This is a genomic window from Streptomyces regalis (assembly GCF_001509475.1).
Lineage (GTDB): Bacteria > Actinomycetota > Actinomycetes > Streptomycetales > Streptomycetaceae > Streptomyces > Streptomyces regalis.
The window spans coordinates 1-16,291 of record NZ_LLZG01000007.1; the positions used below are offsets into that span (position 1 = coordinate 1).

At 72.3% G+C, this 16,291-nt stretch carries 16 protein-coding genes; 4 read left to right on the forward strand and 12 right to left on the reverse strand.

Annotated elements, in window-relative coordinates; all coding sequences use genetic code 11:
- Positions 1-37: 37 nt before the first annotated feature.
- The 4 genes from ADL12_RS57600 to ADL12_RS02685 form a co-directional block, all read right to left on the reverse strand.
- Positions 38-304, reverse strand: coding sequence for an integrin alpha (locus ADL12_RS57600; RefSeq protein ID WP_279617122.1), 267 nt, complete (start codon positions 302-304; stop codon positions 38-40).
- A gap of 126 nt (positions 305-430) precedes the next feature.
- Entirely contained in the window at positions 431-1,486 is a 1,056-nt protein-coding gene (locus ADL12_RS02675; RefSeq protein WP_079051803.1) for an LCP family protein, read from the reverse strand.
- Between the two features lie 92 nt (positions 1,487-1,578).
- A complete protein-coding gene (locus ADL12_RS02680; RefSeq protein ID WP_062698031.1) occupies positions 1,579-2,940 on the reverse strand; it encodes a glycoside hydrolase family 10 protein in 1,362 nt (453 codons plus the stop codon).
- Between the two features lie 97 nt (positions 2,941-3,037).
- Positions 3,038-4,123, reverse strand: coding sequence for a LacI family DNA-binding transcriptional regulator (locus ADL12_RS02685; protein WP_062698033.1), 1,086 nt, complete (start codon positions 4,121-4,123; stop codon positions 3,038-3,040).
- Positions 4,124-4,245: 122 nt separating this feature from the next.
- Between ADL12_RS02685 and ADL12_RS02690 the strand changes: the two genes are divergently transcribed.
- The 3 genes from ADL12_RS02690 to ADL12_RS02700 all read left to right on the forward strand — a co-directional run bounded on the left by ADL12_RS02690 (position 4,246) and on the right by ADL12_RS02700 (position 9,318).
- Positions 4,246-6,564, forward strand: a complete 2,319-nt coding sequence (locus tag ADL12_RS02690; RefSeq protein ID WP_062698035.1) for a beta-xylosidase/alpha-l-arabinosidase — start codon at positions 4,246-4,248, stop codon at positions 6,562-6,564.
- A gap of 229 nt (positions 6,565-6,793) precedes the next feature.
- The gene (locus tag ADL12_RS02695; RefSeq protein ID WP_062698037.1) at positions 6,794-8,284 is read left to right on the forward strand and encodes a M48 family metalloprotease; all 1,491 of its coding nucleotides are present in this window, start codon (positions 6,794-6,796) and stop codon (positions 8,282-8,284) included.
- Positions 8,281-9,318, forward strand: coding sequence for a hypothetical protein (locus ADL12_RS02700; RefSeq protein WP_159053059.1), 1,038 nt, complete (start codon positions 8,281-8,283; stop codon positions 9,316-9,318). Before ADL12_RS02695 ends, ADL12_RS02700 begins: the two co-directional genes overlap by 4 nt.
- A gap of 114 nt (positions 9,319-9,432) precedes the next feature.
- On the opposite strand, the gene ADL12_RS02705 is transcribed toward ADL12_RS02700, so the two are convergent.
- From ADL12_RS02705 to tsaB, 4 genes are read right to left on the reverse strand one after another with little or no spacing between them, the layout of a single operon-like run.
- The gene (locus tag ADL12_RS02705; protein WP_062698042.1) at positions 9,433-9,690 is read right to left on the reverse strand and encodes a hypothetical protein; all 258 of its coding nucleotides are present in this window, start codon (positions 9,688-9,690) and stop codon (positions 9,433-9,435) included.
- On the reverse strand, positions 9,687-10,787 hold the full coding sequence (gene tsaD, locus ADL12_RS02710; RefSeq protein WP_062698044.1) for a tRNA (adenosine(37)-N6)-threonylcarbamoyltransferase complex transferase subunit TsaD: 1,101 nt from the start codon (positions 10,785-10,787) through the stop codon (positions 9,687-9,689). The genes ADL12_RS02705 and tsaD overlap by 4 nt, the downstream gene beginning before the upstream one ends.
- On the reverse strand, positions 10,780-11,277 hold the full coding sequence (gene rimI / locus ADL12_RS02715) for a ribosomal protein S18-alanine N-acetyltransferase (RefSeq protein WP_062698082.1): 498 nt from the start codon (positions 11,275-11,277) through the stop codon (positions 10,780-10,782). Before rimI ends, tsaD begins: the two co-directional genes overlap by 8 nt.
- A 56-nt stretch (positions 11,278-11,333) precedes the next feature.
- The gene (tsaB, locus tag ADL12_RS02720) at positions 11,334-11,990 is read right to left on the reverse strand and encodes a tRNA (adenosine(37)-N6)-threonylcarbamoyltransferase complex dimerization subunit type 1 TsaB (protein ID WP_062698046.1); all 657 of its coding nucleotides are present in this window, start codon (positions 11,988-11,990) and stop codon (positions 11,334-11,336) included.
- A gap of 115 nt (positions 11,991-12,105) precedes the next feature.
- Here tsaB and ADL12_RS02725 point away from each other — a divergent pair, with 115 nt between their 5' ends.
- A complete protein-coding gene (locus ADL12_RS02725; RefSeq protein ID WP_107119810.1) occupies positions 12,106-12,660 on the forward strand; it encodes a hypothetical protein in 555 nt (184 codons plus the stop codon).
- A 117-nt stretch (positions 12,661-12,777) separates the two neighbouring features.
- On the opposite strand, the gene ADL12_RS02730 is transcribed toward ADL12_RS02725, so the two are convergent.
- From ADL12_RS02730 to alr, 4 genes are all read right to left on the reverse strand, one after another.
- Positions 12,778-12,960 (reverse strand): hypothetical protein, encoded by a 183-nt coding sequence (locus ADL12_RS02730; protein ID WP_062698048.1) that lies wholly within the window; start codon positions 12,958-12,960, stop codon positions 12,778-12,780.
- Between the two features lie 159 nt (positions 12,961-13,119).
- Positions 13,120-13,632: a tRNA (adenosine(37)-N6)-threonylcarbamoyltransferase complex ATPase subunit type 1 TsaE gene (gene tsaE / locus ADL12_RS02735; RefSeq protein WP_062698051.1), complete on the reverse strand. Its 513-nt coding sequence runs from the start codon at positions 13,630-13,632 to the stop codon at positions 13,120-13,122.
- The gene (locus ADL12_RS02740) at positions 13,598-14,839 is read right to left on the reverse strand and encodes an alpha/beta fold hydrolase (RefSeq protein WP_062698053.1); all 1,242 of its coding nucleotides are present in this window, start codon (positions 14,837-14,839) and stop codon (positions 13,598-13,600) included. The genes tsaE and ADL12_RS02740 overlap by 35 nt, the downstream gene beginning before the upstream one ends.
- Before the next feature lie 211 nt (positions 14,840-15,050).
- Positions 15,051-16,217, reverse strand: coding sequence for an alanine racemase (gene alr, locus ADL12_RS02745; RefSeq protein WP_062698055.1), 1,167 nt, complete (start codon positions 16,215-16,217; stop codon positions 15,051-15,053).
- Positions 16,218-16,291 lie beyond the last annotated feature (74 nt).

The following is a 16,291-nucleotide window of genomic DNA, read 5'->3' on the forward strand; positions in this document are numbered from 1 at the left end:
ACGTCATCGAAGCGACCACTCCCCTCGACCGCAACTCTCACCCGAAAGCATGACAGGCGGACAAACGCCACTCATCCGCCACGCGGCCATGACACCGAAAAGCGCCCGGGAAACCCAAGCCAATTGAGGAACTGCGAATGACCCTGCCCCCGTTCAGTCCGCCGACGGTCCCGCGCGGGGCGCCGACGGCGAGGTCCTGGTAGCCGTCGCCGTTGAAGTCGTCGCGGACGGGGGCGGGGGCGGCGGCCTCGGCGCGGGCCATGAGGTCCGAGGGGACCGCTCCCAGAGCGAGCAGACCCGCCATGAGCGGAACGGCCCAACCGGCATATGAACGAAGCGGGAACACCCGGACACTCCCCTGTTACGGCGACAAGTCAACCCACTTGACTCGCCCCCCCACGAAGGTTGCCCTCGGCCCGTCAGCGGCCCGTCAGCGCAGCGACTCCCACAGCTCGCTCGCCTCCGGCTCGTCCGCCACCACCCGGTTGGCGTCCGAGGCCGCCGGGACCACCGGCATCATCACCGTCTTCACCTCCTGCGAGGACAGGCCCTTCAGGCTCTCGCCGAGGGACATCAGCTCGCTCAGCGAGTCCAGGCCGGTGTCGGTCGTCAGGCTGCCCGTCACCGCGTCGGCGACCTGGTAGAGCCGGGTGGGGTCGGTGAGGAGGTCGGTCGAGGAGATCTGCTCCAGCAGCGCCTTCACCAGCTTCTGCTGCAGGCCTATGCGGCCGAGGTCGCTGCCGTCGCCTATGCCGTGCCGGGTGCGCGCCAGGGCGAGGGCCGTCTTGCCGTCGAGGTGGTGGGTGCCCGCTTCCAACGTCAGGTGGCTGGACTCGTCGTCGATGTCCTCGTCCGTCGTCACCGTCACGCCGCCCAGCGCGTCCACCAGCTTCGCGAAACCCGAGAAGTCGATCTCGATGTAGTGGTCCATGCGGACGTCCGTGATCGACTCGACCGTCTTGACCGCGCACACCGGCCCGCCCACCGAGTACGCGCTGTTGAACATCGCGCGGTACGCCACCGCCGTCGAACCACCCGACGACAGCGGACAGGACGGACGGGTGACGAGGGTGTCGCGCGGGATGCTCACCACCGTGGCCGATGTCCGGCCCGCGTCGAGGTGGACCACCATCGCCGTGTCCGAGCGGGCGCCGGCGCTGCTGCCGCCGCCGAGCTCCTGGTTCTCCTCGCCGCTGCGCGAGTCCGAGCCCAGCACCAGGATGTTCAGGGAGTTGGTGGGCAGCGGGGACGCCGATGCGCCCGCCGAGGGCGACGGAGTCGTCACCGCCCTCGGCGGGCGGTCGTCGCCGAGGGCGCTGTCGATGTCGACGCTCTGGATGTTGTCGTTCAGGTGCCAGAAGACCCAGCCCGCCGCCCCCGTGCCCAGCACCAGGGCGCCCGCAAGGACGAGGCCGGCGGTCTTCAGCACCCTCGACCGCCGGCCCGCTCGTCTGCCGTCGTCCCCGTTCTCGTCTCGTCCGCTCACAGGGAGGAACGTAAGTCCGAATTATTACGGGCAGGAATGCCAGACCTGGTTTTCTTCGGAAAATCTCAGACTTCTGCGCCCTTTCAGCCCACTCACTCAGCCAGCGCCACCGTCGGCGCCGGATTGCTCCCGCTCCACGACGCGTTGAACCCGAAGGTCACCGAACCGCCGTCGGGAACCGTCCCGTTGTACGAGGCGTTGGAACAGGTGACCGTCGCCCCCGACTGCGTGCAGCTCGCGTTCCAGGCCTGCGTGAGCTGTTGCCCCGCGCCGTACGTCCAGCTGACCTTCCAGGCCGACAACGCCGCCCCCGAGCAGGCGATCCGGACCTGCCCGGTGAAGCCGGTGTTCCACTGACTGGCGACGCTGTAAGTCGCCGTGCACGCGTCCGTGGGAGGCGGTGTCGTCGTGCCGCCGCCCAGCGACTCGGCGATCGCGTGGTACGCCGGTTTCGGCACGTAGTTCTCGTCGTACGGCGTCGCCGCGCCCTGCCCGGGGAAGGTGCCCGGGATCCAGGAGTCGGAGTCGGTGAAGCCCCAGACGGTGACGCCGACGCACCGGGACACCGCGAGGCAGGCGTTCATGACCGCCTTGTAGTCGGCGGCCTGCTGGGTCAGCTTGGCGCTGTCCGACGGCAGTTGCATACGGATGTCCAGCTCCGTGATCGCCACGTCGACACCGAGGTCGGCGAACCGCTGGATGTTCTGCTGCATGGTCGACGGCACCTGACCGAGGATCAGATGGGCCTGCAGCCCGACCCCGTCGATCGGGACACCCCGCTCCTTGAGCGACTTGACCAGGTTGTACAGGGCGGTGCTCTTCGCGTTGACGCCCTCGACGTTGTAGTCGTTGATGTACAGCTTGGCGCTCGGGTCGGCGGCGCGGGCGGCGGTCAGGGCCTGGGCGATGTAGTCGGCGCCGAGGCCGTTGTACCAGAGGGTCTGGCGGTAGGTGCCGTCCTCGTTGAAGGGCTCGTTCACCACGTCCCAGGTCGCCAACCGGCCCTTGTAGCGGCCGACTTCGGTGGCGATGTGGTCGTTCATCAACTGGCTCAGCTCGGCGGACGTCCAGCTGCCGTTCGTCAGCCAGCCCGGGTTCTGGCTGTGCCAGACCAGGGTGTGGCCGCGCACCTGCTGGCCGTGCGCCTCGGCGAAGGCGACGATCTGGTCGGCCTCGGCCCAGTTGAAGCTGGAGCGCGTCGGCTCGACGGAGCCCCATTTCATGGCGTTGCCGGGGGTCATGGCGTTGAACTCCCGGCCGACGATGTCGCCGTAGGTGCCGGTGAGCTTGGAGCCGGTGACGGCGGTGCCCATGACCTTGCCCTGGGCGGCGGCGAGGTCGCGCAGGGGTGTGTCGGCAGCGTGCGCCGCGGGGGCCGTGAGCAGCAGGGCTGCGACCGTCGCGACGCCTGTGAGAAGGGAACCGAGCGATAAGCCTGTTCTCAGAGATCTCATTGCGGGTGCCTCCGAAAGTTTCGGTCGAACAACCGACTGGCTTCGGTGCAGTGTGGGGCGCCCCGCAACACCCGTCAATACAGCAACAGGCCTCCTGCTAAACCGCCGGAGGCGCCCCCGTGCTGCTCCGCACCACCAAGCTGGTCGCCAGCTCCACCCGCGTAGCCGCCGGTGCCCCTTCCTCCCGCGCCAGGTCCAGGACCAGCTTCGCCGCCGCCTCCGCCATCTCCGTCAGCGGCTGCCGTACGGTCGTCAGCGGCGGCCCCACCCAGCGTGCGATCGGCAGATCGTCGAAGCCGACCACACTCAGGTCCTCCGGAATCCGCAGCCCCAGCTCGCGCGCGGCCTCGTACAGCCCGAGCGCCTGGAGGTCGTTGCCGGCGAAGACGGCGGTCGGCCGGTCCGGTCGGCGCAGCAGTTCCAGGCCCTGCCGGTAGCCGGTCTCGTGGTGGAAGTCGCCGGGCCGGATCAGGCCCTGGTCGACCGGGAGCCCGGCCGTCTCCAGGGCGGCGCGGTAGCCGTCGATGCGGGCGCGGCTGCACATCATCCGGGACGGCCCGGTGATCGCCCCGATCCTGCGGTGCCCGAGCTCGACGAGATGCCGGGTGGCGGCGAGTCCGCCCTGCCAGTTGGTCGCCCCGATGGACGGCACGTCGGCGCCCGGGTCGCCCGCCGGGTCCATCACCACGAACGGGATCGACCGGCTGGTCAGCAGGGCGCGCTGGGACTCGTCGAGGCCGGACAGCACGAGGATCACGCCGTGCGGGCGGCGGGCGGCGACCTGGTCGGCCCAGGTCCGGCCGGGGGTCAGACGGCCGGCGCTCTCGCTCAGCACGACGCTCAGCCCGGCGTCCCGGGCGACGTTCTCCACGCCCCGGATGACCTCCATCGCCCAGGCGCTCTCCAGCTCGTGGAAGACCAGGTCGATCAGGGGCGAGCGGCTGGCCTCGGCGCGGCGGCGCCGGTAGCCGTGGGCGCGCAGGAGTTCCTCGACGCGGCTGCGGGTGGCCGGGGCGACGTCGGCACGTCCGTTGAGGACCTTCGAAACAGTCGGCGCGGACACGCCGGCCTCGCGAGCGATCTCAGCGAGCGTCGCGGTCTGCGTGGACCGCCCGGCCGACGGCGATGTCGTCCGTGTTTCACGTGTTGTCGTCGGGGTTTCGGCGGGCTCCGAGGGTGTCATGGCGGCGATCGTATCCCTGCGCGACCTCTTGACGAACCCTTCTCACCGCGCCTAGGTTCCCGGAACATTCGAGGTGACTAACGAAACATTCGCGAGAGGGCCATCGCCCCGACAGGAGTTTCATGACCACCGCCCCCTGGCGCGACCCCGCCCTGCCCGCCGCCACCCGCGTCGACGACCTCCTCTCCCGGATGACCTTGGAGGAGAAGACCGCCCAGCTGTACGGCGTGTGGGTGGGCGCCGCCACGGACGGCGACGGAGTCGCCCCGCACCAGCACGACATGACCGCCGACTACGACTGGTCCGAGCTGCTCACCCACGGCCTCGGCCAGCTCACCCGCTCCTTCGGCACCGCCCCCGTGGACCCGGCGCTGGGCGCGCAGGCACTGGCCCGCGCCCAGCGCCGTATCGCCGCCGCCGGCCGCTTCGGCATCCCGGCGGTGGCCCACGAGGAGTGCCTGGCGGGCTTCACGGCCTGGCAGGCCACGGCCTACCCGGTCCCGCTGGCGTGGGGGGCCACCTTCGACCCCCCGCTCGTCGAGGAGATGGCCCGGCGCATCGGCCAGGACCTGCGCTCGGCCGGCGTCCACCAGGGGCTGGCGCCCGTCCTGGACGTCGTACGCGATCCGCGCTGGGGCCGGGTCGAGGAGACCATCGGCGAGGACCCGTACCTGACCGGCACGATCGGCGCGGCCTATGTCCGGGGCCTGGAGTCGGCCGGGGTCATCGCGACGCTCAAGCACTTCGCCGGGTACGCGTCCTCGGCGGGCGCCCGCAACCTCGCGCCCGTACGGGCGGGCATCCGCGAGCTCGCGGACGTCACCCTGCCGCCGTTCGAGATGGCGCTGCGCGAGGGCGGGGCGCGCTCGGTGATGGCGGCGTACAACGAGACGGACGGCGTGCCGGCCTCCGCCGACCCGGCGCTGCTGACCGAACTCCTCCGCGAGCAGTGGGGTTTCACGGGCACGGTGGTCGCCGACTACTTCGGCATCGGCTTCCTTCAGACCCTGCACCGCGTGGCGGGGTCACCGGCCGAGGCGGCGCACGCGGCGCTGGCGGCCGGCATCGACGTCGAACTGCCGACCGTGAAGTGCTACGGGAAACCGCTGGCGGAGGCCGTCCGGGCGGGCGAGGTCCCGGAGGAGCTGGTGGACCGCGCGGCCCGCCGGGTCCTGCTCCAGAAGTGCGAGCTGGGCCTCCTGGACGAGGACTGGACCCCGGAGCCGACGACGGCACGCATCGACCTGGACTCCCCCGCGAACCGGGTGCTGGCCCGCCGAGTGGCCGAGGAGTCGGTGGTGCTGCTGGACAACCCCGACGGCGTCCTCCCCCTCCCCCCCGACGCCCGTATCGCGGTCGTGGGCCCGCGCGCGGCGGACGCCCTGGCGATGCTGGGCTGCTACTCCTTCCCCTCGCACGTCCTCACGCACCACCCCGCGGTGCCGATGGGCATCGAGATCCCGACGGCCCTGGAGGCGTTGCGCGCCGAACTCCCCGACGCCAAGGTGACGTTCGCCGAGGGCTGCGGCGTATCCGACCCGGACACGGCGGGCTTCGAGGAGGCGGTGGCGCGCGCGTCGGAGGCGGACGTGTGCCTGGCGGTGCTGGGCGACCGTGCGGGGCTGTTCGGGCGGGGCACGTCGGGCGAGGGCTGCGATGTGACGGACCTCCGCCTGCCGGGCGTGCAGGGAGGTCTGCTGGACGCGCTCGTGGCCACGGGCGTCCCGGTGGTGCTGGTCCTGCTCACCGGCCGCCCGTACGCGCTGGGCCGCTGGCACGGGCGTCTGGCGGCGGTGGTCCAGGCGTTCTTCCCGGGTGAGGAGGGCGGCCCGGCGGTGGCGGGAGTGCTGTCGGGCCGCGTCAACCCGTCGGGGAGGCTGCCGGTGAGCATGCCTCGGGAGCCCGGGGGCCAGCCGTGGACGTACCTGCAGCCGCCACTGGGGCTGGCGGGGGAGGTCAGCAACCTGGATCCGACGCCGTTGTACGCGTTCGGGCACGGGCGGTCGTACACGTCGTTCGCGTGGGAGTCCGTGGATTCGGGGGCGAGGGCGGAGACGGAGATCGGCACGGACGGGACGTACGACGTGTCGGTGACGGTCCGGAACACGGGTGATCGGGCGGGGGCGGAGGTGGTTCAGCTCTACCTGCACGACCCGGTGGCATCGGTGACCCGCCCCGACGTACGCCTGATCGGCTACCAGCGGGTGGAGTTGGCGCCGGGCGAGGCGAGCCGGGTGACCTTCCGGTTCCACACCGACCTGTCCTCGTTCACGGATCGCTCGGGCCGGCGCGTGGTCGAACCGGGCGTACTGGAGCTACGGCTGGCGGCGTCCAGCGCGGACGTACGGCACACGGCACGGCTGAAACTCAGCGGCCCGGTGCGGGAGCTGGGGACGGACCGGCGGCTGCGGTGCGAGGCGGAGGTGTCGGCGTCGGAGTGACACGCGTGTCGGCGGACGGCTCTGCCCCTCAGGCCGTCCCCCCTGATGAGGGGGGGCTCTTCTCCGTCACGCCGGCGATCCCGCCGACGCGCCGCGCGGCGGCCCGAAGTCCCTCGGCGACCTGAGCCGCGAGTAGATCAATATCCTCCCAAAGCCCATATACGCGGTGCTCACCGCCGTGTCACAATCCGCCGACCCTTCAGGCGCGCGTGACAGGAACACAAACGCGATGAACATACGGCCGCCGGCCCTCCGAGCCTGGCTGCTCACCATCGGCATGGCGGCACTGGCCTGGCTGCCGTCGGCCGTCATGGTTCTGGCGCTGATGCTCGTGTCCGTGGCGTGGGACGGCTCTCGGTGGGTGGCGATCGTCCCCCCGGCCCTGATCATCGCCGGTCTCGTCCGGGGAGCTCTGGAGCGCGGGCGGCTGCCCGGGCGGGCCCTGCGGCCGGGCGACGAGCCGGAGCTGGCCGCGCTGGTGCGGGACGTGGCCGAGCGCATCGGTTTCCAGGAGCCGCTGCTGGTGCGGATCGTGCCCGAGGTGCAGGCATCGCTCGGCCCCACCAAGGTCGCCGGCGTGCGCGCCTACGCCCTGCTGCTCGGTCTGCCGCTGCTGCGGGGCCTGTCCGAGGCCCAGCTGGCCTCGGTCGTGGCGCACGAGCTGGCACACGAGCAGCAAGTGAGCGACCGCCGTACGGCCGCACTGCGGTTCGCCCGCCACACGCTCACGGACCGACTGGAAAGCCGCCGCTTCCGCCCGCTCTCCCGACCGGCCACGGCCCTGCTGCGGGCCTCCCAGCCCATGATGTGGCACGCGGAACTGGCCGCCGACGCCGACGCGGCCGGGGCCGTCGGCACGACCGCGACCGCCGAGGCGCTGCGGCGCACCGGCGTGCTGCACGAGGCTTTCGAGGGGCTCGGGGCCACCTGGTGGTCGGCGCTGATGGAGGACGGCACCTACCCCGAGGACTTCTACGACGCCCTGGACACCGCCCTGCACGACCCGCTGGTGGTCCGCCGCGCGACCCGCGCCGCCGAGGAGGAGGACACCCTCGACCCGTACACGGCGGAGGACCACCCACCGGTCGCCGATCGCATCGCCGCGTTGCCGACGGGTGTCGAGCCGTCCACGGCGTACGGCACCGAGCCGCTGGTGCTACGGACGGGCGATCTGGTGGAGGGGTGGTGCGTGGCGGAGTTGGCCGGCGTGGAGGCCGGTGCGAAGGGTACGACCGATACGGGTTCGGAGGGTGCCCGCCACGGCGACCCGTACGACGACCCCCGCCCGGTACGCCTCCTCACCATGGCCCCCGACCGGCTCCACGACCTCGGCGACGACACGGGCCTGACGCTCCTGCTGGCCGCGACCGGTCGGCAGGAGCCGGAGCGGGCCGTGGCCGTCGCTCTGGACGCCGTGGCCGACGGCAGCTGGCCGCGGCTGGCCCGTCGGCTCGAACCCGACCTCCGGTGGATGCCCGCCGCCGTACGTCCCTCGATCGGCCGGACGGTGCTGGCCAGTGCCGTGGCCCCGGCCCTGACGACCGTGTTGCGTGCCGCCGGCTGGAGCTACGCAAGCCGCTGGCTGAACAGTGCCCTCACCGCGCCCGACGGTACGGTCGTCGACCTCCACGAGCTGGTGGGCGATGCGGTGGCGGCCGGAGACCCGGGGCCGGTACGGGCCGTGCTGGCGTCCACGAAGACGCGGGAGGCTGCCGCATGAGCACAGACCTTTCCGGCCGCGGCTCTCTCGATCCGGCCCCCACCACCCCACACATCACCACCCGCCCAGCCCTCCACGTAGCGATGCTCGGCCTGACCGCCTCCCTCCTCGGCTACGCCCTCTTCGCCGCCTGGCTCGGCATCCACGCCCACGACTACCTCACCGCCCGCGACCGGGCCACGGCAACCGCCTCCGGCGTGGTGGCCGAGGACGGCGTGGGCGACGAGGACGACATCCGGGTGCGCTGGACCGACAGCTCCGGCCACACGCACGTGCAGCGCTTCGGCATCTACGACACCGACCGCTACGAGAAGGGCCGCCGCTTCCCCGTCGCCTACGACCCCGGCGCGGCCGACCCGCGCGGCTTCCCGGCCGACCCGGACGAGACCGCGGCCGAGGACGACCTCCTCATACCCGTGTTCCTCCTCGGTGTCGCCATGCTCCCGCTGTGGGGCGTCTGGGCCTGGCGCGGCCTGCGCTTCCGGCTCACGGCCCGCAGGCCCGGCCGCCCGATGACGGCCGCCGTGCGGTTCGGAGAGCGCCTCCCGACGATGTGGCACGGCTCGGCCACGACATGGCTCGTCCTCGCCGAGCCCGGACGGCCCGAGCGGCCTGTGCGATGGCAGCGGGTGATGTGGCACCCGGCGCTCGATGCCCACGTCGGTCAGATACCGGTGACGGTCCGTCACGCGGGACGCGGCCGACGCCCGGCCGTGGTGGAACTCGCCGATGGCACCCGCCTGGTCCCGCTCGACCGCCTGCGCCACAGCGCACCGGCCTACCCGCTCCTCGACGACCAGGAGGCCGTCCCCAACGACCTGCGCGACGCCTTCGTCATCCCGTCCGGCACCGTCCTACGCCCCGCCCACGCCTGGTGGCACCAGGGCGCCCTGACCGCCGCCCTGGGCACGGTAATGGGCGTGACCGGGGCCTTCCTCACAGCCGACGGGACCCTCGTCGCGGTGGTCGGCTGGGCGCTGGCGGGCGCGACACTCCTGACGGCGTCATGGTCGCTGGCGGCTCCGCGACCCTGACACCGGGCGTCAACGCCGCATCGGCTCGGCGGAGGCATGCGCGATGAAGGCGGACCAGGCGGTGGGGGCCAGGGTGAGGTGAGGGAGGGAGCGGTCTTTGGACGAAGCCCCCGCCTAGCTTTCCCCCACCGACTCGAACCGCCACCGATGCACCGGCCGCGCAACCAACTCCCCGCCCGGCTCGGGCAGTTCGGGGAGGGCGGAGTCGTAGGCCGCGTCCCACCAGGTAATGACGAGGACGCGGTCCTGCGGGGCGCGGAAGGTCTCCCGACGCAGGGGCCGTTCGGCCAGCTCCTGTTCACGCGTCCAGGCCAACAACTCCTCGCCCCGGCCGGCCACGGCCCGCGCCTCCCACATCAACGCAACGGTCACGAGTAGAGGTTCTCCTTGCTGACCTCGTGGACGTGATCGTGGTCCTGCCCGGGAACGTGCGTGTCCGTCACCGGCAGCGAGGAGTCCGCCGACAGGTCCCAGCTCGACGCGGGCCGGCCCCGCGCCACCATCTCCGCGCCCAGCGCCGCCACCATCGCCCCGTTGTCCGTACACAGCTTGGGCCGGGGCACCCGCAGCCGGATCCCGGCCGCCTCGCAGCGCTCCTGGGCCAGCGCACGCAGCCGGGAGTTGGCCGCGACGCCGCCGCCGATCATCAGGTGGTCGACGCCCTCGTCCTTGCAGGCGCGAACGGCCTTGCGGGTCAGCACGTCCACGACCGCCTCCTGGAAGGAGGCCGCGACATCCCGCACCGGCACCTCCTCGCCCGCCGCCCGCTTGGCCTCGATCCAGCGGGCGACCGCCGTCTTCAGACCGGAGAAAGAGAAGTCGTACGCCGGATCGCGCGGGCCGGTCAGGCCGCGTGGGAAGGCGATCGCCGCCGGGTCGCCCTCGCGCGCGTACCGGTCGATGACCGGGCCGCCCGGGAAGCCCAGGTTCAGCACCCGGGCGATCTTGTCGAAGGCCTCGCCCGCCGCGTCGTCGATGGTCGCGCCCATGGGGCGGACGTCGGAGGTGATGTCCGAGGACAGCAACAGAGAGCTGTGCCCGCCGCTCACCAGCAGCGCCATCGTCGGCTCCGGCAGCGCGCCGTGCTCCAGCTGGTCCACGCAGATGTGGGAGGCGAGGTGGTTGACGCCGTAGAGCGGCTTGCCCAGCGCGTAGGCGTACGCCTTCGCCGCCGAGACGCCCACCAGCAGCGCGCCCGCCAGGCCCGGACCGGCGGTCACCGCGATGCCGTCCAGGTCCCGCGCGCTCACCCCCGCCTCCTTCAGCGCGCGGTCGATGGTCGGGACCATCGCCTCCAGGTGCGCCCGGGAGGCGACCTCCGGCACGACGCCGCCGAAGCGGGCGTGCTCGTCGACGCTGGAGGCGATGGCGTCGGCGAGCAGGGTGGTGCCGCGGACGATGCCGACGCCGGTCTCGTCGCAGGAGGTCTCGATGCCGAGTACGAGCGGCTCGTCGCGTGAGTCAGCCATTGATCTCGGTTCCTTGTACGGAAGTTGAACCCGCGGCGGAGCCGCTGTCGGGTTTCGTGGTCAGTCTCATCACCAGGGCGTCCACGTTCCCCGGCTGGTAATAGCCGCGCCTGAAGCCGATGGCCTCGAAACCGAAACGCTCGTAGAGCTTCTGTGCGCGGACGTTGTCCACGCGGCACTCCAGCATCACTTCGGCGCACTCGAAAACGGTGGCGGCCCGCAGCAGTTCGGTGAGCAGACGGCCGCCGAGACCCGTCCCCCAGTAGTCACGGGCGACGGCGATGGTCTGGACGTCGGCCAGGTCCCCGGCGGAGGCGAGTCCGGCGTATCCCACGAGCCGTTCACCCTCCTCGGCGACGACATAGCGCCGGGTCGCCTCGGGCCCGCGCGAGTGGGCCAGCTCGGACCAGAACATGCCCCGGGACCAGGCGTCCTCGGGGAAGAGGTCCTTCTCCAGGCCCAGCACCCGGTCGATGTCCCACCAGCGCATCTCGCGCAGCACAGGAGTCACGGGCGGCCCGGTCTCCGGTCCGGTCGGCTGTCCTGTCACTTGGGGGTGACCACCTTGTAGTTCTTGGGGACCTGGGCGTCGGGCCGGCGCAGGTACAGCGGCCGGGGCGCGGGGAGTTCCTCGCCCGCCGCCAGCTTCTCGGCGGCCAGACCCGCGAGGGCCGCCGCCGACACATGCTCGGGCTCGTGGGCGCTGGGGAAGGCGTCGGGGTACAGCAGCGCGCCCGCGCCGACGGCGGGCAGCCCGGCGACCTGGTCGGCGATGTCGGCGGGCCGGTCGACGGCCGGGTCGGTCAGACGCGTACGGGAGTCGGCGTACCGTGCCCAGTAGACCTCCTTGCGCCGGGCGTCGGTCGCCACGACGAACGGCCCCTTCTCGATGTCGGCGGCGTACGCGAGGCCGTCGAGCGTGCACACACCGTGCACGGGGACGCCGAGGGCGATCCCGAAGGTGTCGGCGGTCATCAGACCGACGCGCAGCCCGGTGTACGGGCCGGGGCCGATGCCTACGACGATGTCGGTGACGGCGTCGAGCCGCACACCGGCCTCGGCGAGGACCCGGTCGACGGCCGGCAGCAGCAGCTCGCCGTGCCGGCGCGCGTCCACCTGGCTCGACGAGGCGATGACGTCCGTACCGTCGTGCAGTGCGACGGTGACGGCGGGGGTGGCGGTATCCAGAGCGAGCAAGAGCACGCAAACAGCCTACGGCGCTCCGGCCCCAGGAAGCGCCGCCCCGGCGGCACGCTCGACGGCTGCTACGGTCGGGCTGGATCACGACGTACGGCGCGAACAACCGAGGTGGGCGACGGTGGCAAGCAGCAGCTCCGGATTCGTGGCGGGGCTCACCGCGGCTGCCCTCGCGACCGTCGGCTTCCTCGCCTACCAGGCCTCGGCGAGCGCCCAGGCCGGCCTGGGCAAGCCCCGTGCGAGCAGCTCACCCGCGGCGAGCGCCGCCAAGGGGCCCCGCGACGGCACGGGCCCCGGCGCGCTGCCCGCCGGGTCCGGTACGGGTGTGCGGGTCGTGTATTCGCTGGACCACGACCGGGTGTGGCTGGTCGGTGAGGGGGACACGGTCAAGCGCACGTTCCGTGTCACCGCCGGATCGGTCGACCCCGCTCCCGGCGTCTACATGGTCACGTCCCGCTCCAAGGCGATCACCGGCACGGACGGCGCCGCCATCGAGCACGTCGTCCGCTTCAGCAACGTGGAAGGCGTCACCATCGGCTTCAGCGCAGCCGTCGACGGCTCGCCGCCCCAGCCCAACCCGTCCGTGAAGACGGGCGGCATCCGCGAGTCCCGGGCAGACGGCGCCGCGATGTGGGACTTCGCAACAATCGGCCGAACGGTCGCAGTGATCCCCTGACGCAGGGCGAGCGAAGCGCCCTAAAGGGGCGCGGGGAACTGCGCGACCAGCCACAACGGCGCCGCACCCGAACAACGACACAACGCGGCACTACCCATCACGGCACAACCAGCGGAGCTACGCCGCTTCGCGATGCCCGTGATCGGCGGCCGGCCGCGGCGCCTCCGGCTCAGGAGCCCGCGGCGGAGTCGAGATCACGTTCGCAGCCGCACCCGCCGCCAGCAGATCCCGCATGGACACCCCGGCCACCCCGGCGACCACCTGCGGCCGCTGCTGGACCTTGTTCTCCGAAGCCGACATGAACGCCTCCTGGGGCCGGGAGGGGGCGTAGTTAGGCAGACCTAACTACGGACTGGATACCATGTGACCACGCGCAAGACCGCAAATGCAATATCTTGCCGACGTCTTGTCGGAATGTTCATCCGGCTCAGTCACCGCGCCCGGCCCGCCCGCGCCCGCTCACGCGGACAGCACGCTCAGATCCACCGCCGCCCAGCGCTCACCGAGCCCGGTCACGGTCACATGGCGCACCTCGTCGGTCGTGTCCCCGACGGCCCGGTGGATCACGACCTGCAGCCGTTCCTCGGTCAGCTCCTCGACCTTGCCCTCGCCCCACTCGACGACGATCACCGACTCGGGCAGCGAGACGTCGAGGTCGAGGTCCTCCATCTCGTCGAGGCCGCCGGACAGCCGGTAGGCATCGACGTGGACGAGCGGCGGACCGTCGCCGAGGGAGGGGTGCACGCGGGCGATCACGAAGGTCGGGGACGTCACCGCTCCCCTGACCCCCATCCCCTCGCCCAGGCCGCGGGTCAGCGTCGTCTTGCCCGCGCCGAGCTCCCCGCTGAGCATCAGCAGGTCGCCCGCGCGCAGCAGCTTGGCCAGGCGGCGGCCCAGTTCCCGCATCTGATCGGGAGAAGTGACGGTCAGCTCGAGGTCACCCGCGTTGTGCGGTGCTGCTGGTGCTTCCATAGCCACTTACCGTAGCTCCTGCGGGCACGGCGCCCGAGCGGGTGAGCAGGTCGGCCAGGCGGTCGGTGACCACTTCCGGGTGCTCCAGCATCACCAGGTGCCCGGCGTCCGGCACCAGGACCAGCTCGGCCTCCGGCAGCAGATCGGCGATCGCCTCGCTGTGCTCGCTGGGTGTGACGAGGTCGCCCACACCGGCCAGGACGAGCACGGGCATCTCCGCGAAGAGGCCGAGCGCCTCGGTCTTGTCGTGGTCGGTGAAGGCCGGGTAGAACTCCGCGACCACGTCGATCGGCGTCCCCTCGATCATCCGCTCGGCGAACCGGGCGACGGCCGGATCGACGTCCCGCGACGAGAACGAATACCGCTTGATGATCCCCGCGAACAGGTCGGCGGTGGCCCGGCGCCCCTTCTCCACCAGCTCGGCCCGCTGCCCCAGCGCCTTGAGCACGCCCGGCAACACCCGCCGTACCGCATTCACACCGGCGACGGGCAGCCCGAAGTTGACCTCGCCGAGCCGGCCGGAGGACGTACCGACGAAGGCGGTGGCGACGACGCGGTCGCGGATCAGCTCCGGGTACTGGTCGGCCAGCGCCATCACCGTCATCCCGCCCATGGAGTGCCCGACCAGCACGATCGGCCCCTCGGGCGCGGCGGCGTCGATGATGGCCTTCAGGTCGCGCCCGAGCTGCTCGATGTCGAGCGCCACCCCGTCCTCGACCTGGGCCACACCCCGCCCGGACCGGCCGTGGCTGCGCTGGTCCCAGTGCACGGTGCGTACGACGCCCCTGAGCGCGGCGCGCTGGAAGTGCCAGGAGTCCTGGCTGAGGCAGTAGCCGTGGCTGAACACGACGGTGACGGGGGCCGGAGCCTTGCGCCCGAAGAGCCGTCGCCGGCGCGGGGTGAGGGCGGGGGCGGCCTCGGGGTCGATGTCGTCGACCTCGTAGTACAGCTCGGTGCCGTCGTCGGCGTACGCCTTGCCGGGCATGCCGCGCAGCGAGCCGTACGGCCCCGCCGAGTCGAGGGCGAGGCGGGCCTTCTGCCGCATGCCCCGGCCCACGGTCATCCGCTCTATGGCGACGCCCGCTGCCGCGCCCGCCGCGATCACGCCTATCGCCGCACCGGCGATACCGGTCGCCCTGCGCCAGTTCGCGGCCGCCCCCGTGGCGGAGGCGACGGCCGCGACGACCTCCGCGCTGCTCTCGCTCACGTACCGCTCCTCTTCGCTGGGTAATGCCGGGGTGTCGGGTGATGCCGGTGTGACATCAGATGATGGATGGTGCAGCTGTTCGGTTGCGATGCTGCGCTACGGGTTACCCGTCTCGTTCCTCATTCACCTGGACGCATTCACCCTTCACATAGCCGCACCCACATAGCCGCACTCATACAGACGCCTCACATGGACGCATCGGATGACTGCATCACGTGGCCGCATTCCTATAGACGCGGGGAACGCGCGTTCCGATCCGGGTGACGATTTCGTAGGCGATGGTGCCCGCGGCCTGCGCCCAGTCCTCGGCGGTGGGCTCACCGCGGTCGCCGGGCCCGAACAGCACGGCCCGGGCGCCCGGCTCGGGCTCGTCCCCGCCCAGGTCGACGACGAACTGGTCCATCGCGATCCGTCCCGCGACCGTCCGCCACTTGCCGCCGACCAGGACGGGCCCGGCGCCCGAGGCGTGCCGCGGGATGCCGTCGGCGTAGCCGAGGGGGACCAGGCCGAGGGTGGTCTCGCCGGGGGTGAGGTAGTGATGCCCATAGCTGACGCCGTGGCCACCCGGCACGTGTTTCACCAGGGCGAGGGACGCCGAGAGCGTCATCACGGGCCGCAGCCCGAAGTCGGCGGGGCTGCCCAGCTCGGGGCTGGGCGAGATGCCGTAGGTCGCGATCCCGGTGCGCACCAGGTCGAAGTGGCTTTCGGGGAGGGTGAGCGTGGCGGGCGAGTTGGCGATGTGCCGCACCTCGGGGCGCACGCCCTGTGCCTCGGCGTACGCGACCATCTCCCGGAAGCGGGAGAGCTGGGCGGCGATGGACGGATGCCCGGGCTCGTCGGCGCAGGCGAAGTGCGACCAGAGCCCGGTGATCCGGATCAGCCCGTCGGCCTCGGCCCGCAGGGCCTCCCGCACCAGCTCGGCCCAGTCGTCACCCGGCTGGCAGCCGTTGCGCCCCAGCCCGGTGTCGGCCTTGAGCTGCACGCGCGCGGGGGCGCCGGCCGACCGGGCGGCCTCGGTGACCTCCCGCAGGGCCCACATCCCGCTGACGGAGACGTCGAGGTCGGCCTCGATGGCCTCCCGCCAGGGCCCGCCCGGCGTCCACAGCCAGCACATGATCCGCACGCCGTCCAGCCCGGCGGCGCGCAGCACGAGGGCCTCCTCGGGCGTGGCGGTCCCCAGCCAGCGGGCGCCCGCCTCGACGGCCGCGCGGGCACACGGCACCGCCCCGTGGCCATACGCGTCCGACTTCACGACGGCCATGAGGGCCGCGCCCGGCGCGAGGGCGCGCAGGGTCCGCACATTGGCCCGCAGGGCGGCCAGATCGATCTCGGCGCGGGCACGCAGGGGCGCGGTCCGCAGGGCTGCTGTTTCTGTCATCGCGCCCCCAGTGTCTCAGAGGGGTCCGACAGCACCGCCGAGCCGGGACCCCCAACCCCGTCGCGCTACCGGGT